Genomic DNA, 19,967 nt, shown 5'->3' on the forward strand with positions numbered 1-19,967 from the left:
TGCGGGCTTAGCGGGTAGGCGATGCATTTTATTTATTCAGAAGTAAAAGGGGAAGTCCGATGTCCAAATTCGATGAAATCATGAAATTATCCGGCTATTCCAGAGCGACCGTATCCCGGGTCATCAATCATTCGCGTCATGTTAGTCCGGAGGCGAGAGAGAAAATTACCGCCATCATGAAGCAGCTCAACTATGTGCCTAACCGGAATGCAGTCTCCCTGTCGACAGGACAGACGAATCAGATTGGCATCGTAATGGCGAGTACGAGTGAAGTGGTACTTTCTTTTCTCAATCAATTTGTCGATATCGCCATGGATTATGGATTTCAGACTATTATATATACGACGCGCGGGGACAAGGAAAATGAACTGCGTGCCTTTGAAGATTTACGCAGCAAACGGGTGGACGGCTTGGTCATTGTTACCTGTGTCAATAAACCGCGTGTGCTGAAGGCATACTGCGAGTATGGGCCGATCGTCTCCTGGCAGCGGATGGATAGCGGCGAGATTCCATCTATAGCAATGGATCAGGGGGAAGGTTACCGCCTGGCGCTGGAGCATCTGGTGGCCAGAGGTTATACCCGGATTGCCAATTTATTCGGTCGGATCGAGAGTCTGAATACACAGAGTCGGCGCGAAGCTTATGAACAATTTATGCAGAGCCGCGGACTGCCTGTGCGGACCGACTGGTATCATTATTCCGTATTTACACCTACAGACGGTACAAAGGTGCTGCAGCAGCTTACTGCCGGTCCCGAGATGCCCCAGGCAGTCCTGTGTGCCAACGATTACGTGGCAATTGGCATCCAGTCTGCAGCGAACAAGCTGGGTCTTCAGATCCCAAGGCAACTGGCGATTGTCGGCTTTGATGATACGGAGCTGGCTGATACGCTTGGCATTACTACAATCTACAATCCGATCGCCGAGCAGGCGACCCATGCCTTTTACCGGCTGTGGGCGGTACTGGGCAAGCAGCAGATGGAGCCGGCACAGCTGCAGTATAAGCTGATCGCACGTCAGACGACCTGAATGTATATAAGGTGTATATAAGAAATACATGTATTCCAAAGAGGAAAGATTCCAAAACAGGATATTTTGTAATGTATATGTAAAATGAACCTCTTTAAATCGGCTTTTGTGTAAAAAATAGGTAATATTGCCATTTTTATTTGCTAAAACCTCATCTGCTCCGACATTTCGGCCGAATAATGGGTAATAAGACGATATAAATTAAGGCGTAATGCCAAAACAACAATATCCGTCAGCGTAGTTATTCCGTTATGCTCCACTTGCGCTGAATACTCGAAGGGGAAGGCAGGGGTTGCAGTGAAGCAGATCGCCGTACAGCCTTATTACAAAATAGAGCGTGAGATTACTGGTCGTGAACAGAAATACCTGACTGACGAACGAGAAATGGTGCTGTATGAGGATCGTCTGGTTACCCACCGCAGGGAATTTCCACTGTGTGATATATTCGATATGTCTTATCGCAGACTGGGTGCAGGAGAAGGATTATTTTATTTACACACGAGCAAAGGTGTATTTTCCTACACCATCCGGCAAGACCCGGCCCGTTTTATCCGTGCCTTTAAGGAACGTGGCCCCAAGCGTTCTCATGCCGGAGCCTATCGCTATTGAACCGAATTTGTCTGTAGATGGGCCAGATGAATATAAGATGAAAAAGCCCCGATTCTGAATCAGGGGCTTTTTATGATGTGGTATCATTTTCGGTTATTGTGATAAGGAGTTGGTCAACTGCGCTGACTGTTGAACTGAACTGACCGATGAACTGAACTGGCTGGTGAACTACGTTAGCTGTTGAGCTCTACCGGCTGTTGAACTGCACGAATGAGTTAGTGAACACTGGCAGCCGGCCGGATGATCATCTCGCTCACATCGACTTCATCCGGCTGCTCAATCGCATACAGAATGGCATTTGCAATAGCGGAAGCAGGGATCGCGACGCTGCGATATTCCTGCATCGCCTGGCGGGCGTGTTCGTCGGAAATGCTGTCGGCTAATTCAGATTCCGTAACGCCCGGAGATATCAGTGTTACCCGGATACGTCCATCGGTCTCCATGCGCAGTCCGTCTGTAATAGCTTTGACCGCATACTTGCTCGCACAGTAGACAGCCGCCGTAGGGGTCACGCTGTAAGCTCCGATCGAAGCGATATTGATAAAATGTCCCTTTTCCTGCTCCTTCATGAGCGGCAGTCCGGCAGCAATCCCATGCAGTACACCACGGATATTGACATCAATCATGCGGTTCCATTCGTCGATCTTGTTCTCTTCAAGAAGTGACAGCGGCATAACACCTGCATTATTCAATAGCACATCCACATGACCGAAGGTATGAACAGCAAATTCGATAAATGCCTGCATATCTTCCAGCTGGGTTACATCCAGCTGGTGGTAGGCAGCAGATCCGCCGGCAGCCTGAATATCGGCAGCAATGCTTTGCAGCCGCTCGGTACGCCGTGCTCCCATAACAACATGGGCTCCTTTTGCAGCGAGCAGCCGGGCAGCTGCTTCTCCGATACCACTGCTTGCACCTGTAATAACGACGACTTTTCCGTTAATGGTAGACATTGGTATTCCTCCTGAATGTATATTTTTATTCCGGACGTTCCCGGTAAAGAATCATGCCTGCATGGTAAAGAACATCTTCCCGAAATTCCCCATCTGCTGTAAATCCCGTATCATCCACATAGTCGATATGATGACCGGTAATGACATAGCTGCCCACGTAGGCACTTTGAACAGAGCCTCTTGCTTCATCATAGCGTCCGTTCGGTAGTAACTCGTGACGGATATGACCGTCTGCGGTGACCCACATGCCTGCATAAGGGTGAAGGGATACCGATTGTTTGTTCATTTGCAGATTCTCCTCTCGCGGTGGTATATCGTTGAAGCGGCGTGGATATGTCTTTATCTGCGCCATCGTCATCCCTATCTGAAGAATGATAAAGGCGATGCGGACTGCCGCTTGCTGATGTCTTTATTATGGACCTGCCCAACCACAGGGAGGTAGAAAGATCACCCCACGTTCTTGCCTGATCCTCGCAAATTGGTTAAAGTAGGAATCAAATTAAACTGCCACAAGCTGGAGGGAAATCTTATGACCATAATGGATACAGGCCAGCGAATCCGTGACCGTCTGCAGGAGCTGGCTGGTGAGATTGGAAAGTTTGCCGAGCGGGAGGGCATTCAGGCAACCCGGATTCCGGCGCTCAGTCTGGTTCGTAATACCGAGGTCACTGCACCGCTGCATATGATCTATGAACCGGCGATTTGCCTGGTTGCTCAGGGGCGCAAGCAGGTTATGCTTGGACAGGAGAGTTATGAATACGGACCGGCAGATTATTTTCTGGTATCTGTGGATCTGCCAATCTCGGGGCAGGTGATTGAAGCACTGCCAGACCGTCCCTATCTGGCGGCACGGCTAAATATCGATCCGGCACAGATTCTGGATCTGGTCCAGGAGTCGGAGCTTCAGCCTGCAGCAGCTCCGGCGAGACGTGCTCTCTGCGTGAGCCGGACGGATCTGGGACTGACGGATGCGATGCTGCGGCTGGTACGGCTGCTGGAGACGCCGGATTATATTGATGCGCTGGCACCACTCGTGATCCGTGAGATTCTGTATCGTCTTTTGCAGGATGAACAGGGAGATGTACTGCGGCAGCTGGCTGTCACCGGCAGCAGCACTGCTCGTATTGCCGGAGTCGTCAAACGGATCAAGGAGCAGTATGAACAGCCGCTGCGTATCGAAGAACTGGCATCAGCAGTCAATATGAGCAGTTCGTCGCTTCATCGTTATTTCAAGGAAGTGACCGGTATGAGTCCGCTGCAATATCAAAAGCAGGTACGTCTTCAGGAAGCACGTCGTATGCTGCTGTCCGAAGCGGCAGATGCAGCGGAGGTCGGTTACCGGGTTGGCTATGAGAGTCCTTCCCAGTTCAGCCGGGAGTACGCCCGTTTATTCGGGCTGCCGCCGATGAGCGATATCAAGCGGCTGCGTATGTTACCGGATGAGCAGAGCGGATAAGAGAAAAAGCGTGATCTGCGGCTGAGCGTACAAAAGAACAGTCATGAAAGCAGCAAGTATAATACCAATTCTGCACCAAATTAAAAGCCCGGCAGCCCTGAAAATCACTCCTGCCATGCTCATTCATGTACCCGGCAAGGGGGAGAATGTTCATTGGAAAAGGAGTGCTTTACAGGGTGACCGGGCTTTTGCGGATGATATCGACAATACTGATAGGAACGTAGTTCCAAAGCTGCAGACTGTCCCCGTCCGCTGCTACCACCGATAATTACAGCTGCTTTACTCTTCGTCTCGCCCATCGTCTCTATCCTACACTACCGTATAACTATGCAGAAAACTGCTGCTTTATTGTTTGCTTACGATAGTGTCTTTTCAAGTAAACCTGACAGTCATACATCATGTCATCACCGGATACCTGTCTAAATTGAAGGGAACTAAGGGAGCACAGAACAGTAAAATAGCTGAATGGATCAGGTGATGATGATTTTGTTTTTACTGGCCAGAATGCGCAGTTCACGCAGCAGCTGATCGCGTCCATTCGGCGGGAATTCGATCTGTACTCCGTAATGGTAGCGTCCGGATTCGGTACGGTTCCATTTCAGGGTGCCTTCCAGATACAGAGGCTCTTCATGCAGCAGCATATGAATGCTGACACGAATCTCCTGATGATCAGCCTGAACATCTACAGGCAATGAGAGTCGGCAGCCGGAACTGCTCAGGTCCAGCAGCAGCGCCTGGAGGGGCTTGGACTTTACGGATTGACTATTGATCTGCAGGATATGGAGTTCGAACGGTACAGGTTCTTTCAATACATAACGGAATGGTGTTTTTCTGCGATTTTGCGTCATCATAATAATTCCTCCTCTGGATGGGTGGAAGTCCGGTCAATTGCCGAAAGTCCCCTTTTGTAATACAGCAGTGCTGAATAGGTGTGGAAATTGTATTTAGAATGTCAATCATGTGGATAATAGGTAAATGTTTGTTTTCCAGTCTAAAAGTAATAGTTTTGATGTGTAAATAGGGTATTTAGAACTACTATCTATATCGACACGATTCGTCAATAAGTTAAGTGATTTGTAACATTTATATCTGAAATCATCTAAAAATTATAAAAAATAGTGAAAGAAAGAAGCAGTCGATGGGGATTTGGGCGATTATACGTGACAAAAATGTCATTTACGGCAGAAATACGTGTATACGCAGCCTGCAAAGGAAAAGAGAATAAAAAATACATCTGCCCGCACCTGGCCAGAACGATATGTCCGGTCAGAATCAGCAGGAAGATGCAGCAGGATACAGTATGGTGAGATTGTAACGGAGTAACACGGGGAGTAGGGAGTACATACGGGTTCTGAGCTTAAGCCCATCCAAGCGGAACGAAACATGGCTTAAAGTGCGAGTGCTTCTTCCGTAATCCGCTTGATATCAATCGTGGAAAAGGTACCTTCATGAACCATATCCGGCAAAATGTTTTCCAGGAAATAGTCGACACAGTGTAGATCGACATGTTTGATCTTGACCAGGGCATTGCGGTACATGGCGATAAATTCTTTTTCCGTATTGCCGCGCTGCAGCTCGGAGAACGCTTCGTACACCTGATCCATTTTGTCGGCGACCTGCAGGATCATGCCTTCGACAGAATCGTCCTTGCCTTCATGCAGCTGTTTGCGGAAAATGGGCTTGAAGTCATCCGGGATATTTTCCTCGATAAAATGTTCGATCATGCCTTCCTCGACTTTTTGCAGCAGGGAACGAAGCTCCAGGGAAGAATGCTTGACCGGCGTCTTGATATCACCGATAAAAATCTCGCCATAGTCATGACTGCTCGTAATTTCATAGAGCTTTTTCCAGTCTATAGTAACTCCGTGCATCTCTTCGATATCGGCCAGCGTTTTGGCGTACTGAACGACTTTCCAGGAGTGCGCGGATACGCTGTGCTGTTCAAATTTAAATTTGCCCGGGCAGCGGATAATCCGTTCCAGATCATCCAGTGAACGGAAATAGGCGTGAATTCCCATAAGACTAACCATCCTTTGAGTACTGTGAATTTGAAGGGACTGATAGAGCGTTAAATGTCATATAGCAGCTATAATGGTCAGTATAGTGCTGTAGTGTTAGCGGTGAGTTAAGCGCAGGTCAAATCTGTACCAAAGATGATAATTGAACCAGTACAAAGTATGTATAGATCGGTCATGAACTTGACTGTGGATCATCCCACAGGCCAGAATTGGAAGCAGGCGTGCTGCCAAATCAGACGCGGCACAACAGGATAACAGGAGGATATATAATGAAAAATGCAGCCATTTACAGCTCTATTCCGCACCTGCAGCAGCTGGAAGAAATTATACGTACACTGTACAAGGATCAAAAAATAACCGTTAAGCAGGATCTGACACATATCGAAGTGGTTCAAGGCGGATTGTTTCACAAGAAATCCAGAAAAGGATTCAATATGATGACAAGCCGGACCGAGCCTGCACAGTTCAGCGCCATGATTGATGGGATGGGCGGATTTTTCTATCAGGTACCGGCAGTGAACAAGGAATTGCAGCAAAAGGTACTGCTCAAAATCAGCACATTCAACATGGTGATCGGCATCGAGACCGAAGAAGATATTTCGGAAGCCTTTTTCGAGGAGCTGCTGCAGATTGTCCGTTCGCTGGATGGAGTGCTGTTCTGGGGCGGGGGTCAGCTGCTGGATGGGCAGGGACGATTGCTGCTGGATGCCGAAGGCCGTTCGGGAGTAGAAGATTATACCGTTACTGCGCATACGAGCTATCTGCATGATGAATTCCGGATCACACCATCGGGTGAAATCCGCAAGCAGCGTTCGAACCAATGGCTGGAGAGCCGCTGTATACCGGTGAATGCAACGCTTCCGGCCTTACTGGGAGATGAGCTGGCAGACGGGCTTCGGACACGGGATGAAGTGGCAGCGCGCGCGGTGGCGATCTGTATCACCGCTGTCAAAGGAGAATGCGTCGGTGCCGGCGAGACGACAGAAATGACACGGGAGTTGATCAACCGGATTATCCGGCAGTATGATGCCAATCGCTTTTTCACTCCGGAAGAGCAGGCATTCATTGAGCAGGACCAGCCGGGACAGGAGGCGGCGGCCCGCTTTTCCTGGCGTTATGAAGCGCTGTGGGTAATGCTGTGGGCGCTCGGCCATGTCGATACGCTGGGCGAACCGACAGAGATCTGTGATGTGGCTCGGACGGTCGGAATCCTCCAGCAGTTTGACAGCTTTGCTGCTTTCCGTGAGGGTTCCCGTCTGCGTGAAGCGGCGGAGATTCTGGATGCAGCCGATTTGATTTACCGATATGACTGGGCCTGCGTGGACAGCCGTGTTCATCAGCGTCCGGTTCCAGGCGGTCTGGATGCAGGTGTGGTGTATGAGCGTCATTATGCGCTGAACTGGCTGACCGGCTATCTGGGGCAGGACTGGGACCATGTCCGTACAGACACCTAGTTCCCCTGAATGTCGGCAGCAGATGGAGAGAATGGATACCAGGAGAGGACCGACAGGGAGGAGCATATGGACAAAAAAGCCAAACAAATACTGATCAGGACATTCTGGCAGACCGGCGGCTGGAAACCCGGACCTCCAGTGCTGGCAGGTGAAGACTTTGAATATGCACGCAGTCAGGGAGTCATGTTCGATCCGGTGACCATTACCCATGATGAACTGATTGAGCGCCTGCATGAACTGCATCAGCGTATTACGAGAGAGCAGGTCAGTGAAGCATTCCTGCACAGTCTCTCCACCCGTAAAATACATCTGCGCAGCGCCCTGAGCAGCTGGGCACTGACTGCGGAATTGCCGCTGCATACGTATGAACAACGCCGAGCGGTTCATGCCAACACAAGCAGCTGTGGGGACTGTAATTTCTGCGGATTGATGACGGATGACAACTATACGAATGCAGATCTGAACGTACTTCAATTTGAGCGGATCAAATGGGGCGGTGTGCGACTGAACTGGCTGCTGTACTGCTGGCTGGATCTAGAATTGTTCAGCCGTGAGCAGCCCGTCACTGCCGGAGCAGAGGATGTGGAGATCTTCCGGCAGCTGCTGGCGCAGGTACAGGATTGTGTACCGAATGAAGGCGCACGCCAACTGGAGAAGCGCTGGAAAGATTGGCTGCCCTCCAGTAAAAATGAACGTGATCAATTGATGGAAATATGCGGTTATGCCGGTATATTGGTGCCACGTGATACACTACGCCTTGGCAGAGGACATTACAGCGATTTTGTATCGGTCGCAGGCTGGGAAGGTCAGGATCGATATGATGCCGATGCGGTTGCCGATTATTTTGGACAATGGGGGCTTCAATAATGAATGGAGAGATTCATCAGCAGCTGCTGATTACATCGCTGGGCAACGGTTATCTGATCCATGGAACCGATGCGTCGAGCAAGGAACTGCAGCATACGGACAGCGTTCATGTTACCTTCACGGACGGATCGCAGAGCTGGGACTGGCCCGGTTGGCTGGCCTATCTGCGCAGCATTGGCTGTCAGCGGCTCATGATGGTCAGCGGCAGCCAGCCGGAAGAGAAATGGCAGACGAGCGGATTCGCAGGCGGCGGTGCGAGAGCAGGGATCATTACACTCGGCGCACAGCAGAACCGGATCTGGATTCCGCATTGGGAGAGCAGGCAATTCCGTTCATCGGTGCGCTGGAATATTACGTATACCGAGCAGGAACAGGAGCTGGGACAGCCGTCCGAACGGACGTTTCTGCCTTTGAGCGAAGTGGAAATGCAGTTCAGGGAAGTGCTGCAGCAGATTGCTGCGCTGGCCGAAGCGATACAGCAGTCTTTCTGGAAGCAGAATTTTTTTGATCCCGGGATTGCGATTCTGGACGGGGCATCTGCTCCGAGGCTGGCATTTGAACTGCCGGACGTATACAGCGATGAAGCGAGGCGGCTGCTTAATGCCGTGTACAAAACATGGGTGTTCGGTGCAATGGGTTCATGGAATGATGAACCGCCTTATTCAGCGTATGAACACGGCAAGAGTGAGGAATATGAGCAGATTTCGGCACGTCTGTATGCTGCTTTGCTGCGGACGGCACAGGCAGCTGTGAATTCGGTCGTCTTTTAAAAAAGAAGGAATAGCAGCCAGATGGGCGATGACAATAATGGAGGAACTTTATGTATCAGATGATCCACCAGGACACCATTCAGATTGAACAATCACTGACAAAGGCAGAAGTAGAGCAGATCGTCCGTAACAGCAGCATCCGTACGATCCAGTTTGCGGAAGCGCTGGAACCGGACAGCTGGAAACTGCTGAATACCCATCTGCTGGCAGTACGTCAGGATGTACTGCTGCGCATCTATGGATTTTATGATTCGGTATGTAATCTGGAATTCTTGAAATGGCTGCCGGAGCTACGCAGGCTGTCTCTGGAATGTGAGGGAGAGGTGCGAAATCTGGATGCACTGAATACGCTTGGCAGGCTGGATCATCTGCAGCTGTCACTAATCAGGCTCACCAAACTGGATATACTGGAGCAGGTTCCTTCCACCCTGACCCATCTGCATATTGGCCGGACAACCTCCCGTAAGCCCGATCTGCAGGTGCTGGCACGATTCCACCAGCTGCACAGTCTGTATATCGATGGACATCACAAGCATCTCGAGGTGATCAGCGGGCTGTCCCGTCTGCAGCAGCTCACCCTGCAATCGATAACGGTACCGGATCTGGAGATGCTCCAGCCACTGCATGAGCTGCGCCAGCTGACTATTCGGCTCGGCGGCATCCGGAATCTGAATGCACTGACAGATAACGATTCTATCGAATATTTGCAGTTGTCCCAGATCAAGGGGCTGGAGGACATCTCGGTGATTGCCTCACTGACCGGTCTGCAGTACCTTTTCCTGCAGGCGCTGCCGCATATCCGGCAGCTTCCCTCCCTGGACCGTCTGAGTATGCTGCGCAAGATTGCACTGGAAAATATGAAAGGGCTGCGGGATATCCATATGCTGGAGCATGCGCCTGCATTGATCGAATTCACCCACCGGGAAGCCTGGGAGATGAAGGTGGACGCGTATGAACCGCTGCTGCGCAATCCCAGCCTAGAGCGCGTATATGCCAAGCTGAAGACGCCGCGCATGATGAAGCAGTTCCGCCAGTTACTGAGGCAGTACGGCAAAAAGGATGCGCTGGAAGAGCGTGAGCAGGGAAGAACCAACTGGTGGGACGAGTTTCCTTTTGAATAGAATAATAGAGTACATGGCAAATCAAAACAGGACCCGGTTATTTATCGTCCGGGTCCTGCCTGGTATTCAGCTGCTGGATCACTGCTCTCAATTTCTACACCAAACGACTCGGCCAGCGGCTGCAACCCGCCAAAAAATCCGCGCCTAATAGCCCGTACTTTGAACGTTTCTTTTTATTTGTAGACTTCTATCAGAATCAGTGCGGTTTCATCCGTCAATGCGGATGGGGTATATGTAATTTGCTGTCCGCCCATCTGCAGAATCGACTGGCAGCCGCTGACCGGGACGAATGTGCCTGCGCCTTCCAGCGTAGCGGCGTATTCGTATTTTGCCCCTGATTGAAAATGGATAATAGTATCTTTACCATAAGTTTTTTTGATTTCTGCCGTCAAATAGTGATAGTTAACAAATAAAGAAGCAGGCAGCACAGCTGATGGACGATGCGTTTACAAGGTCTGCATTTCGCTTGCTGCCAGCATCCGCTGATAAATCTGGCGGGTCGTATTCACATTGCGCACCGTCATATACCGGTATAGCTTCGATGCCGCCAGCTTGTTCATACCGCTGCGCGTAACATTTTCCCTTGGCACGGATATCAGCACAGCACCCGGCACATACAGAAGAGTACCCATATCCGACTTCAGCGGGATCTTCTCCAGCACAGACGGTTCATTAATCTCATCCCACAGAAACAGCACATCGCTCTTCATCTGCTCATCATTGGTCCAGTGTTCCGGCAGAGCGGCCATAACAGATTCAATCTCGGGCAGACTGCGTACCATCACCGGAATATCCAGCTGGAAATCCGCCGCAATCGCCTGCTCAAGTGCTGCAGCCAGTTCCTGATGAGGCCGCTGCTCACTGGCAAAAATAATATTGCCGGAGTTAATATACGTCGTGACCTGCGTCATGCCTGCCTGTTCAAAGGTAGTTTGCAGCAGCTTCATATTGATTTTGTTATTCCCGCCTACATTAATCCCGCGCAGCAAAGCTACATAGATCATCGTCATTTCTCCTTTTTATAAATGATCAGCTGTTCCCGGCCATTTACCAGCGCAGGGACAGATATACGAGCAGATGATGCATGAATGTCTCGCCCAGCAGCTCCTGCAGCCGGGGCTGGATACTCTCCATATAGCCGGCTTTGACCTCTTCGGTCTTTTCATCCATAATCTCTCCCTGCCAGTGAAAAGCTCCTTCAATCATAATCGCCAGAGCTTTGAAAAAGTCAGCGAGTGATGCTGCAATCGGTTCGGGATCACCACCTTCAAAGGCTGCATATACCGCAGACCCCGGTTGGCTGGTATCGACGATAATCGGATCATCATTGTACACTGCGATGACTACATGATGCGGCGGCCAATCGGCAGATTCCTGCGGTGAAGCGGGATCGCCGATCCAGCGGTAGCCCAGCTGCTGACGATACAGATGCTCCGGTGCCGCAAAAGACAATAAAATGCCGTCTCCGATCAGTACGGATGCGTTTTTCAGCTTCAGCGTCCCGGCAGCCTTTTCGTCCAGCATCTCATAATGACTGTACAGATATTCAAGCTCAGGGGAAAGAAGGATTCGCTCATCGACTTCGCAATCAGTTCGCTGTGGGTAGCTGCGGATATACGTATCCGGAAACAATCCATATGCCTCGTTATAACGATCCTGTTGTTCGATAAATGAAGTCAAAGCAGTATGTAGTGCGGTAAAGTCAGTCATCATGCCCATTCCTTCCGGTATGTTAAATGGATACCCAATATTATTCGTACCGCTGTGTCCAGTATAACACCGGGTTAGCAGGTATTGGCATGCTTTTCACACACAGATGGAGTGACCAGCGATAAGCCGTTCTTTCACTAAATGGATTAAACTTCCACAGGTCTGATATACTTACATCTATGTACAGAGATATGTGCAGCGTTATTGGGAAATCGATATAAAGGGGTGTCAACGATGTCTATATTATCCGCAGAGCAATTGATCGACCGGGACAATCATGCCTGGGATGAGATCGTGCAATTACTGGAAAAAGGAAATCATACATATGAGATTTTGCCTGCTGACCGCAGAGATGGAGAGGAGACGCTGCGTCGTCTGCAGGTGAGCACGCGCTCCTACCTGGGCGCTATCGCCTATGAAGCAGGTGGTATTCGACTGGATCATGGATGGATTACGCTGCTGGGTGCAGGAGCGGAAAGGATCTATGGTAATCTGTGTTCATGGAATGGACTGCAGGATCAGCTGACGGTGAAGACGCTGGCTGGCAAACTGGTGGTCGCTTACGACGCGGCAGGCGGATTCTTCGCACTGGATACGGGCGATGGGCAAATCTGTTATTTCGCCCCGGATACACTGGAATGGGAATCGACCGAACTCGCGTATTCCGGATTCATCAACTGGCTGGCCGTAGGCGATCTGCAGCAGTTTTACGAGACTTTCCGCTGGCAGGACTGGAAGCAGCAGACTGAGCAGTTGGAGAGCGGGCAGGTATTTGCCTACTATCCGCCGCTATGGACGGCCGAAGGAGGCGGAGAGACCAGCAGCAAGCAGCCAGTATCCGTTATGGAAGCATGGCAGATCGTACTGGATAAGAGCTGAGCAGAATAGGATGAACGGAAATGGACGGCTTTGCATGAACACCGATCAACTACCAGCCATGAACGGGGCCATATGAATTAGCTTGTATACATGGGACCACTTATTACGTTACAGAAAGGATCATTCCTATGAAAAATGAAGCTGTACAGCAGATTGAACAGCATTATCAGATCCGCTTTCCGCAGGCCTATCTGGACTTTGCAGACCGGGCAGGCCAGCAAGCTTATAATTTTACAACAGCAGCAGGGTTCATAGACTGGGAAATCCAGTTCATGATGCTGGATGAGCATTTTATTACTACCAATCAGGAGCTTGTCGATGAATGCAATCCCGATCCGGAACATTTGATTCCATTTGCCTGGAGTGTCAGCAGCGGCAATAATTATTTGCTGGATTACCGGCATCATTCTGACGAACCTCGTGTGCTGCTGATGGATCATGACGAAGCAGTCGTCCGCGAGGATGCTGTGGAAATGACGGATACACCGGAGCAGGCCCAGCAGATGCTGGAAGAGAATGTAGCGCCGATCGCGGACAATATCCAGGCATTTTTGGATGCATTGACAGAATACGCTGAAGATGAAGAGATCGAATAACATATAAAAAAGCCCGATTGCCCGGGCTTGCTGGCTGCCATGATCGCATTGGCAGCTTTTTATTATAAAATAATTATGCGTTGGATCTCCTGCAGAGCAGCATACAGAATATAGCATATAGATGCAGGATACGACCTGCAGCCATCTAGCCGTCTATACTAAAGAATCATTTTTGTGCTCGCAGCTGGTTGGCCTGCTGCAGGAATTTCTTTTGCTTGCTCTCACTGCCGCAAATCAAATACAGCAGCTGTTCGCGCTGATAGTCTTCCAGAGCAGCCAGCTGTTCATCCAGAGCCATGATCAGCTCTGGTGTATTCCAGTGGTCCGCCAGACCTTTGACTGGACGTGCCGACTGTCCGCTGCCCAGCAGAATTGCAGTCAGGACAGGTACCAGCTGCGGCTCCAGCCCATGGGTCTCGACAAAGGCCTGAATATAGCTGTTGTGAGCCATCTGGTGCTCGGTATCGACCAGCTGCATATACTCGGTCAGCAGCGGGAAATATTCAGTGCTGTACAGCCCCAGTCCGAGAACCCCATACGTTCCCGGCATAACGGATTTCTCGCCGGGTTCCACATCGTTGTACCAGGAGAACTCTTTCATCACCAGCTTCGCATAATCAGCGATTATCGGGTGTAGATTATCATACTGCAATGCCCCGGCGAAAAAGCGGTGTAATGGTGATTTGGCCAGTCCTTTTACAGGTAGCAGCAGCTTGGACTTACTGCCCAGCTTGAGCTTGTATTCGCGCGGGAAACCCTGGCGCACCAGATCACAAATATAGGTGAGTGCTTCCCGGTAAGCCGCTTCATCTTCGGTCAGCAGCTTGATCTCGATCAGCTGTAAAATATCATTCGCTTTACCGACGATATAAGCGTTTTTGCGCACACTTTCCACGTCGCCGCTGCCTTCCTTGAGATACCGCGTCGCTGTATCTGAACCGATCTGCGCTGCATATTCCAGATACTTTTGCCGTTCATCCGCGCTTTCCCGTCCCATGCACAGTGCTGCATAGAGGAGCAGTTCCATTTCTTTGGGATCGACGGCAGGGCGCTCGGTAGTAGGCTTGAGCGTATGCTCCTGACTGTAGCTGTCACTATTATTAAAATAGTGGGGCAGATATTGTTCATTCGCCCATGTACGCAGCGCCCAGAGCAGATCGCGATCCCATTCCGCCCGGAGTTTGGGGATACTTTGCAGCTTGGTATCCATCCGGCTGCATAGCTCGATGATCCGGTCCGTATCGCGCTCCGTAATATCCGGATTTAACAGCAGCTGACCGAAAAAATGCAGATCCAGCGGCTTGGGATACCGTGGAGGTGGCGTCTGCACTTTATCCGTAATAAACTGATCCAGCGCCTCACGCAGGACACCCCGCTTGCGCTCGTTTATCCAGTATTCGGTATGCTGCAGCGTATCGCCGGTTAGCGCCCGTTCCACATACAGACCGACCTCCAGCTTGTAATCATAATACTGCGCTCCCCACCGATCTTCCTCAAAGACCGGCTTCAGCCTGTCCCGAAAAGCTGGCAGCCACTCCTGCAGCAGTTGCTCATCGGTCAGCGCTTCCACATCTACTTCAGGCTCCCACGTATACGCCGAATCACTCCAGGAAAAAGGCCGCTCTATCTCCACAAACATATTGCCAGCCGTCCAGTTGTTTTTGCCTTTGCGATAGCCGACACGGATATAATCATGAATCCCGACCTGCAGCATACTGCGCTGACCAAACTCGCCAATCCGCTGCTTTTCCCGCAAAGCGAGGGACGCCAGCTGGTTCCACGTTTCCTCCAGCAATATCTTCACATGTTCATTCATTTCTGATTCTCCTTTGCATTCAGCCCGATAAGTGCATACCACAATATGCAATTCATTTGGATAAAAGCTTATGTATAGTAAGAATAATTGCGCTGTGACTATTTATTTTTACTATATCATGGTCTGATTACAAATAAAAAAAGAAGCCCGCATAACGGACTTCAAAGTAATTATATATTAAAAAAGAGGAGAGAGAACTGGCTGGCATAATTTAGCCAGCAGTTTGGTGCGTGTAGACAATTCCAGGTTTCACTTGTTCGGAGATACGAGGATTTTCACCTGATTTTTCTCTTTCATCAGCGCTTCGAAACCTTCTTCGACGATCTCGCTCAGACCGATACGTTTGGTAACAAGTTTCTCAGGGGAGAAGTAGCCCTGATTCATCAGGCTGATAACAGCAGGGAATACATTGCGATATCCGATAATACCGGCGATATTGCGTTCCTGCATAACGATCTGGTTCGGATGAATCGGTGCTTCTCTCTCGAAAATGCTGACGATCATAATCTGTCCGCTCAGCTTGGTCGATTCAATCGCCTGGGTCAGTACAACCGGTACGCCGGTTACTTCATAGGCTACATCCGCGCCTCCGTCGGTCAGACGGTGGATTTCTTTGATCACGTCGACTTCGGCCGGGTTCAAGCCAATCGCACCGAGGGATTCGGCTGTTTTACGGCGTTCTTCAGACAGTTCGACCGCATAGATCTCGGCTGCACCGGAAGCACGCAGCGCTTCGATAACGAGCAGACCGATAGGGCCTGCACCGAATACGACAGCACGGTCGCCGACTTTGAACTGGCTCTCGCGAACAGCGTACAGAGCGACAGCAGACGGTTCAACCAGTGCCCCCTGTTCAAAGGAAACGCTATCCGGAATTTTGTGTACCATATGCTCATCTGCGGATACATATTCGGAGAATCCGCCGCCACCGCCGGCAAGACCGAGGAAGCCCATTTTCTCACACAGATTATATTTGCCCTGACGGCAGGCTGTACATTTACCGCATGCAAAGATCGGCTCCACGACTACGCGGTCGCCTTCTTTGAACTTGGTTACACCTTCGCCCACTTCAACTACCTGTCCGGAGAATTCATGTCCCATCACGACAGGTGCTTTTTCATGAGTCAGCGGGTGAGGAGAATCTTTGGAAATGAAAATAGGACCTGCCGCGTATTCATGGAGGTCACTACCGCAGATTCCGCACCATTGCACTTTAATTTTAACTTTGCCTTCCTGTACTGCCGGTTCTTCAATCGTATCCACTCTTAAGTCTTTTACACCATGCCAACGTAATGCTTGCATCGAAGTCATCTCCTTATGAGGTCATGAGATTATAAGTTTGTTGCTATCGATAAGTATACACTATTTTAGGAAACGTTTCCGTTATTAATGATGTCACATTATAGACATACTGTCAAATCGGTTTCGGCAGGAACTGACGCTATGCTACAAGAAATAAGAAAAAATAAAGCTGTCGCTTGATATTCATATATCCTTATTATATCAGCTGGTTAGTAGATAAAATTTAAAGTAAACTATTCCTGAACGGTAAGCCGTATTATTTCCTTTTTTCCGTATAAGCAAGGAAGCCTGTTTCCTGTCAGCTATGGTATAATGTATGGAAGGAATGAAAAATTTCATAAAGGAATGGAAACGATTCCGGTAAGAGGAGAATAACCCGGCATGGCCAATAGAAAAAAAGTAACAATTGAAGATGTAGCCAAAAAAGCAGGAGTCGGTATAGCTACCGTATCCCGTGCTCTGAATGATAGCGAAGGCATCAGTGCCAAGACCAAGGCACGCATTCTGGAGATTGTGGAGGAGATGGGCTTTATTCCGAATACGTCTGCCCAGAGCTTGAAAATACGTCAAACCCGCCAGATCGCACTGGCTGTTCCCGATATACGCAATGCGATTATTCCCGATATTGCCTGGTCGGTCGAACAGGCCGCCAAGCAGCACGGCTATCGTGTCGTGCAGATCAATACGCTCGGCAATGCCCGGATGGAGCTGGAGACCCTGCGTGAGATCAAAAAGCTGCATGTCGATGGGCTGGTCATTATGCCGCTGGCCTATCCGAAAACGCTGGAGAATCTGATCAACCAGTCGGCTATCCCCATATCGGTCATTAACTACAGCAAAAAGCTCAGCCCCGATCTCAAAGCCGATATTGTCGGCATGGCCCGTCCGGAAGGCCGGCTCGTAATGGAGCATCTGCTGCAGATCGGTCGTACCCGGATTGCATATGCAGGAGCACCCAAGGACAAGATCGAAGAACGTTATCTGGCCTATGAACAATCCCTCCGCCATGTGGATACGTCACTGGTGTACTTTGGCGAGGATTTCACCTTTGAGACCGGCCGCCAGGCAGCAGATTACTTTTATAATCTCAAAAATATGCCTGACGCCATCTATGCGGTCAACGATATGGTCGCGATTGGTCTGGTGAACCGGTTCAAGGAACTGGGCGTCCGTGTACCCGAAGATGTGGCTATTGTCGGTATCGATAATAACCTGTGGACGACAGTTACCACTCCGCAGATCAGCTCGGTATCCATTATGGGCAATGAAGTGGGCAGACTGGCCGCCGAACTGCTGCTCAAGCGCATCCAGTCACCGGAGCATCATGAGTATGAACGCGTGGAATTTGAACCAAGATTGATTGTAAGAGAGTCGAGTCTGGCGGCAAGGCATTATTCGCGCGGAGAGCAATAAATCGAACCAGTCTTCAAAAGCCAATAATGCTATCCAATTGAGAACGTTTACCATTGACAAAAGCAGCCTCCTCCCTCATAATCCATAGATGATAATGATTATCATTATCCAAAATTGGATACATACAGAGGAGCTTATAACGATGAAAAAGGGTTTAAGCGGAATCACACTTATGCTGGTTCTAATGCTTGCACTGGCAGGCTGCGGAACAGCTGGAAATACGAAAGCTGAAGGAGAAGCTACATCGGCAGGCAGCGGATCAACAGAAACTGCAGGTCCTGTGACGATCAAACACAATCGCGGTGAGACCAAGCTGGACAAGCCTGCACTGCGTGTCGTTACATTGGAGTGGACATTTACCGAAGATCTGATCGCTCTCGGCGTACAGCCAGTGGGTAATGCAGATAATAAACAGTACAAATTATATGTGAGTCCGGAAGCGGCACTGGGCAGCGATGTAACCGATGTAGGGATGCGTAATGAGCCCAATCTGGAAGCTATCGCAGCGCTGAAGCCGGATCTGATCATTTCCAACTTTGACAGCAACAAGGATATCTACGATCAGCTCAACACGATTGCACCGACGATCGAGTATAATCTGAATACCGGTAACGGTTATGATTATGACAAGATGGTTGAAGTGTTCAACAGTATCGCTACAGCCGTAGGCAAAGAAGACCAGGCCAAACAAGTGCTGGCCGATCTGGATCAGCATTATGCCAATGCCAAGGAAAAACTGGCAGCAGCAGGCAAGTCGGATTTCCATTATGTAATCACTCAGGCGTTCACTTACCAGAATGCAGCAAGCCTGCGTATGTTCCTGGATAACTCTGTTGTTGCAGGTACACTGGCGAAGATCGGACTGATCAATGACTGGAAGTCGGATAAATTAGAGAATTACGGTTTCTCCACAGTGGGGATCGAAGCACTGTCCAAAGTTCAGGACAGCAACTTTATCTACATCACCCAACCGGATGACGATGTGTTCGGTGCAGCGATGAAAGACAATTCCGTCTGGAATGGTCTGAACTTTGTCAAAGAAAAACGTACGTATCCACTGGCTGGTACTACATGGACATTCGGTGGACCAGTATCTTCCAAAGCACTGGTAGATCAGGTAGTTGGAGTTGTTACGAAGTAAAACGATAAATGTGTATCGATATGAAGCAGCCTGCAGATCCGATTCTGCAGGCTATTTTTATATTTTTTATTCAATTTATAGATTATGCTCCAATATTTGCTGTAAAGTAGGATCAGTTAGAATGAACAAAGACGAGTAACAGTGTAGTTACGGACTTTCAACTATAACAAGGAGGATCAGAGTGAGAAATTTTAAGCCATTATTGGATTATGTATTACTTATGCTGCCAGGAATTATATTAACCATGTTATTGATCAAATTTTTTCCGTATACCGGATTGGCCAGAATCGTCAGTATCCCTGTAACATTGTTTATCAATACATTCATTGTTTTAGGCTGTTTATTAATTCCTTATTGGAAGCGCTGGTTTACTATCTTCAAAATTGTTGTTGCTGTATCGTTAACGATTTGGGTTACCATCGCATTTTATCCACAGGAATCTTCACCACCCATTACCATTCAGGCAAGAGAAGCAATATCAGCAATTGGTAATATCGACAATATGACAAGGAAAGATTTGGATCCCAGTAATCAAGAGTTAAGAGACAATTATGTAGTAGCACTATACAAGTTCAAAAATGAAATACCGATTGATGGAACCTATCAGCTTTATGGCCGTGATAATGTATATTTTTATGAATACAGTATTCACAGCCTTAAAGATATACCTTCCAAATTAATAGGACATCATAAATTGATGTGGTGGTATCTTTCAATATTTAAAAATGAAGATGGTTAATGTGTAAATTGAGCAGCTTACATATATAGTAGCAGCGGTAAAGAGGATACTGGAAAGAGCTGAATTGTAAAACAGACTGCCCATAAAGGACAGTC

General features: G+C 49.1%; 21 protein-coding genes. 12 read left to right on the forward strand and 9 right to left on the reverse strand.

The window, feature by feature from the left end; all coding sequences use genetic code 11:
- Positions 1–59: 59 nt before the first annotated feature.
- Together WH45_RS06190 and WH45_RS06195 are read left to right on the forward strand one after the other, a co-directional pair.
- The gene (locus tag WH45_RS06190; protein ID WP_046213517.1) at positions 60–1,028 is read left to right on the forward strand and encodes a LacI family DNA-binding transcriptional regulator; all 969 of its coding nucleotides are present in this window, start codon (positions 60–62) and stop codon (positions 1,026–1,028) included.
- Positions 1,029–1,325: 297 nt separating this feature from the next.
- Positions 1,326–1,637 (forward strand): hypothetical protein, encoded by a 312-nt coding sequence (locus WH45_RS06195; RefSeq protein WP_046213518.1) that lies wholly within the window; start codon positions 1,326–1,328, stop codon positions 1,635–1,637.
- A gap of 215 nt (positions 1,638–1,852) precedes the next feature.
- On the opposite strand, the gene WH45_RS06200 is transcribed toward WH45_RS06195, so the two are convergent.
- A complete protein-coding gene (locus WH45_RS06200) occupies positions 1,853–2,590 on the reverse strand; it encodes an SDR family oxidoreductase (RefSeq protein WP_046213519.1) in 738 nt (245 codons plus the stop codon).
- Between the two features lie 25 nt (positions 2,591–2,615).
- Positions 2,616–2,876, reverse strand: coding sequence for an Atu4866 domain-containing protein (locus WH45_RS06205; RefSeq protein ID WP_046213520.1), 261 nt, complete (start codon positions 2,874–2,876; stop codon positions 2,616–2,618).
- 243 nt (positions 2,877–3,119) lie between these two features.
- Between WH45_RS06205 and WH45_RS06210 the strand changes: the two genes are divergently transcribed.
- Complete coding sequence (locus WH45_RS06210) at positions 3,120–4,046, forward strand: AraC family transcriptional regulator (protein ID WP_046213521.1); 927 nt, start codon at positions 3,120–3,122, stop codon at positions 4,044–4,046.
- Positions 4,047–4,516: 470 nt separating this feature from the next.
- Here WH45_RS06210 and WH45_RS06220 read toward each other — a convergent pair whose 3' ends face one another.
- Both WH45_RS06220 and WH45_RS06225 read right to left on the reverse strand, forming a co-directional pair.
- Complete coding sequence (locus WH45_RS06220) at positions 4,517–4,897, reverse strand: PilZ domain-containing protein (RefSeq protein WP_052723638.1); 381 nt, start codon at positions 4,895–4,897, stop codon at positions 4,517–4,519.
- Between the two features lie 537 nt (positions 4,898–5,434).
- Positions 5,435–6,064 (reverse strand): YfbR-like 5'-deoxynucleotidase, encoded by a 630-nt coding sequence (locus WH45_RS06225; protein ID WP_046213523.1) that lies wholly within the window; start codon positions 6,062–6,064, stop codon positions 5,435–5,437.
- A gap of 269 nt (positions 6,065–6,333) precedes the next feature.
- Here WH45_RS06225 and WH45_RS06230 point away from each other — a divergent pair, with 269 nt between their 5' ends.
- The 4 genes from WH45_RS06230 (at position 6,334) to WH45_RS23720 (ending at position 10,276) form a co-directional block, all read left to right on the forward strand.
- Entirely contained in the window at positions 6,334–7,518 is a 1,185-nt protein-coding gene (locus WH45_RS06230) for a DUF4272 domain-containing protein (RefSeq protein WP_046213524.1), read from the forward strand.
- Positions 7,519–7,584: 66 nt separating this feature from the next.
- Positions 7,585–8,385 carry a hypothetical protein gene (locus tag WH45_RS06235; protein WP_046213525.1) on the forward strand — a complete coding sequence of 267 codons (801 nt, stop codon included), beginning with the start codon at positions 7,585–7,587 and terminating at the stop codon, positions 8,383–8,385.
- Complete coding sequence (locus tag WH45_RS23360) at positions 8,385–9,155, forward strand: hypothetical protein (RefSeq protein ID WP_052723639.1); 771 nt, start codon at positions 8,385–8,387, stop codon at positions 9,153–9,155. Before WH45_RS06235 ends, WH45_RS23360 begins: the two co-directional genes overlap by 1 nt.
- A 50-nt stretch (positions 9,156–9,205) precedes the next feature.
- Positions 9,206–10,276: a leucine-rich repeat domain-containing protein gene (locus WH45_RS23720; RefSeq protein ID WP_052723640.1), complete on the forward strand. Its 1,071-nt coding sequence runs from the start codon at positions 9,206–9,208 to the stop codon at positions 10,274–10,276.
- Positions 10,277–10,449: 173 nt separating this feature from the next.
- On the opposite strand, the gene WH45_RS23725 is transcribed toward WH45_RS23720, so the two are convergent.
- From WH45_RS23725 to WH45_RS06260, 3 genes are read right to left on the reverse strand one after another with little or no spacing between them, the layout of a single operon-like run.
- Entirely contained in the window at positions 10,450–10,668 is a 219-nt protein-coding gene (locus tag WH45_RS23725) for a hypothetical protein (protein ID WP_200897663.1), read from the reverse strand.
- Positions 10,669–10,722: 54 nt separating this feature from the next.
- Positions 10,723–11,280: a DUF1697 domain-containing protein gene (locus WH45_RS06255; protein WP_046213527.1), complete on the reverse strand. Its 558-nt coding sequence runs from the start codon at positions 11,278–11,280 to the stop codon at positions 10,723–10,725.
- 43 nt (positions 11,281–11,323) lie between these two features.
- On the reverse strand, positions 11,324–11,989 hold the full coding sequence (locus tag WH45_RS06260; protein WP_235338299.1) for a hypothetical protein: 666 nt from the start codon (positions 11,987–11,989) through the stop codon (positions 11,324–11,326).
- 231 nt (positions 11,990–12,220) lie between these two features.
- On the opposite strand from WH45_RS06260, the gene WH45_RS06265 reads away from it, so the two are divergent.
- The gene (locus WH45_RS06265; RefSeq protein ID WP_046213529.1) at positions 12,221–12,865 is read left to right on the forward strand and encodes a DUF2625 family protein; all 645 of its coding nucleotides are present in this window, start codon (positions 12,221–12,223) and stop codon (positions 12,863–12,865) included.
- 128 nt (positions 12,866–12,993) lie between these two features.
- A complete protein-coding gene (locus tag WH45_RS06270) occupies positions 12,994–13,461 on the forward strand; it encodes an SMI1/KNR4 family protein (protein WP_046213530.1) in 468 nt (155 codons plus the stop codon).
- A gap of 166 nt (positions 13,462–13,627) precedes the next feature.
- On the opposite strand, the gene WH45_RS06275 is transcribed toward WH45_RS06270, so the two are convergent.
- Both WH45_RS06275 and WH45_RS06280 read right to left on the reverse strand, forming a co-directional pair.
- Positions 13,628–15,277: a DUF6138 family protein gene (locus WH45_RS06275; RefSeq protein ID WP_046213531.1), complete on the reverse strand. Its 1,650-nt coding sequence runs from the start codon at positions 15,275–15,277 to the stop codon at positions 13,628–13,630.
- 249 nt (positions 15,278–15,526) lie between these two features.
- A complete protein-coding gene (locus tag WH45_RS06280; RefSeq protein ID WP_046213532.1) occupies positions 15,527–16,579 on the reverse strand; it encodes a 2,3-butanediol dehydrogenase in 1,053 nt (350 codons plus the stop codon).
- A 381-nt stretch (positions 16,580–16,960) separates the two neighbouring features.
- Between WH45_RS06280 and WH45_RS06285 the strand changes: the two genes are divergently transcribed.
- The 3 genes from WH45_RS06285 to WH45_RS06295 all read left to right on the forward strand — a co-directional run bounded on the left by WH45_RS06285 (position 16,961) and on the right by WH45_RS06295 (position 19,872).
- Positions 16,961–17,992 carry a LacI family DNA-binding transcriptional regulator gene (locus WH45_RS06285; RefSeq protein WP_046213533.1) on the forward strand — a complete coding sequence of 344 codons (1,032 nt, stop codon included), beginning with the start codon at positions 16,961–16,963 and terminating at the stop codon, positions 17,990–17,992.
- Between the two features lie 142 nt (positions 17,993–18,134).
- Complete coding sequence (locus WH45_RS06290; protein WP_046213534.1) at positions 18,135–19,133, forward strand: ABC transporter substrate-binding protein; 999 nt, start codon at positions 18,135–18,137, stop codon at positions 19,131–19,133.
- Positions 19,134–19,314: 181 nt separating this feature from the next.
- Complete coding sequence (locus WH45_RS06295) at positions 19,315–19,872, forward strand: hypothetical protein (RefSeq protein ID WP_052723641.1); 558 nt, start codon at positions 19,315–19,317, stop codon at positions 19,870–19,872.
- Positions 19,873–19,967 lie beyond the last annotated feature (95 nt).

Source organism: Paenibacillus wulumuqiensis, from assembly GCF_000971965.1.
Lineage (GTDB): Bacteria > Bacillota > Bacilli > Paenibacillales > Paenibacillaceae > Saccharibacillus > Saccharibacillus wulumuqiensis.

What these genes read in the sequence shown, in the direction of transcription:
- WH45_RS06205 (WP_046213520.1), bottom strand. Translation starts at nt 2,876, where the DNA reads ATGAACAAACAATCGGTATCCCTTCACCCTTATGCAGGCATGTGGGTC.
- WH45_RS06190 (WP_046213517.1), top strand. Translation starts at nt 60, where the DNA reads ATGTCCAAATTCGATGAAATCATGAAATTATCCGGCTATTCCAGAGCG.
- WH45_RS06210 (WP_046213521.1), top strand. Translation starts at nt 3,120, where the DNA reads ATGACCATAATGGATACAGGCCAGCGAATCCGTGACCGTCTGCAGGAG.
- WH45_RS06285 (WP_046213533.1), top strand. Translation starts at nt 16,961, where the DNA reads ATGGCCAATAGAAAAAAAGTAACAATTGAAGATGTAGCCAAAAAAGCA.
- WH45_RS06290 (WP_046213534.1), top strand. Translation starts at nt 18,135, where the DNA reads ATGAAAAAGGGTTTAAGCGGAATCACACTTATGCTGGTTCTAATGCTT.
- WH45_RS06230 (WP_046213524.1), top strand. Translation starts at nt 6,334, where the DNA reads ATGAAAAATGCAGCCATTTACAGCTCTATTCCGCACCTGCAGCAGCTG.
- WH45_RS23360 (WP_052723639.1), top strand. Translation starts at nt 8,385, where the DNA reads ATGAATGGAGAGATTCATCAGCAGCTGCTGATTACATCGCTGGGCAAC.
- WH45_RS06225 (WP_046213523.1), bottom strand. Translation starts at nt 6,064, where the DNA reads ATGGGAATTCACGCCTATTTCCGTTCACTGGATGATCTGGAACGGATT.
- WH45_RS06220 (WP_052723638.1), bottom strand. Translation starts at nt 4,897, where the DNA reads ATGATGACGCAAAATCGCAGAAAAACACCATTCCGTTATGTATTGAAA.
- WH45_RS06280 (WP_046213532.1), bottom strand. Translation starts at nt 16,579, where the DNA reads ATGCAAGCATTACGTTGGCATGGTGTAAAAGACTTAAGAGTGGATACG.
- WH45_RS06255 (WP_046213527.1), bottom strand. Translation starts at nt 11,280, where the DNA reads ATGATCTATGTAGCTTTGCTGCGCGGGATTAATGTAGGCGGGAATAAC.
- WH45_RS06260 (WP_235338299.1), bottom strand. Translation starts at nt 11,989, where the DNA reads ATGATGACTGACTTTACCGCACTACATACTGCTTTGACTTCATTTATC.
- WH45_RS06275 (WP_046213531.1), bottom strand. Translation starts at nt 15,277, where the DNA reads ATGAATGAACATGTGAAGATATTGCTGGAGGAAACGTGGAACCAGCTG.
- WH45_RS06265 (WP_046213529.1), top strand. Translation starts at nt 12,221, where the DNA reads ATGTCTATATTATCCGCAGAGCAATTGATCGACCGGGACAATCATGCC.
- WH45_RS06200 (WP_046213519.1), bottom strand. Translation starts at nt 2,590, where the DNA reads ATGTCTACCATTAACGGAAAAGTCGTCGTTATTACAGGTGCAAGCAGT.
- WH45_RS06270 (WP_046213530.1), top strand. Translation starts at nt 12,994, where the DNA reads ATGAAAAATGAAGCTGTACAGCAGATTGAACAGCATTATCAGATCCGC.
- WH45_RS06235 (WP_046213525.1), top strand. Translation starts at nt 7,585, where the DNA reads ATGGACAAAAAAGCCAAACAAATACTGATCAGGACATTCTGGCAGACC.
- WH45_RS23720 (WP_052723640.1), top strand. Translation starts at nt 9,206, where the DNA reads ATGTATCAGATGATCCACCAGGACACCATTCAGATTGAACAATCACTG.